This window comes from Isoptericola croceus (assembly GCF_029382255.1).
In the GTDB taxonomy this organism is placed as follows: Bacteria; Actinomycetota; Actinomycetes; order Actinomycetales; family Cellulomonadaceae; genus Isoptericola; species Isoptericola croceus.
In genome coordinates this window covers 1-254 of sequence record NZ_JARLLG010000521.1, presented here as the reverse complement: position 1 = coordinate 254, position 254 = coordinate 1, and the positions used below count along the sequence as shown (strand labels likewise).

Below are 254 nucleotides of genomic sequence, written 5' to 3'. Positions count from 1 at the left end.
GAAAGCCGAGCTATAATGTGCTACCTTGCTGAACAATATGGCAAAGACGACTCCCTCTACCCAAAAGACCCAAAGAAGAGGGCCCTCGTTAACCAGAGGCTTTACTTTGACATGGGAACTCTTTACTTAAGATTTGGAGAACTTTATTATCCAATTATGTTCGGTGGTGCACCTTACGATGAAGAGAAAGCAAAGAAATTGGATGAAGCATTTGGATTTTTGAATACATTCCTTAGCAAGTCTACTTATGCTGC

The 254-nt window shown here is 40.9% G+C and carries 1 protein-coding gene; it reads left to right on the top strand.

Translation table 11 applies throughout. The features are described from left to right. A partial coding sequence (locus tag PZC42_RS21995; protein ID WP_277214340.1) for a glutathione S-transferase family protein occupies positions 1 to 254 on the top strand: 254 nt, incomplete at both ends.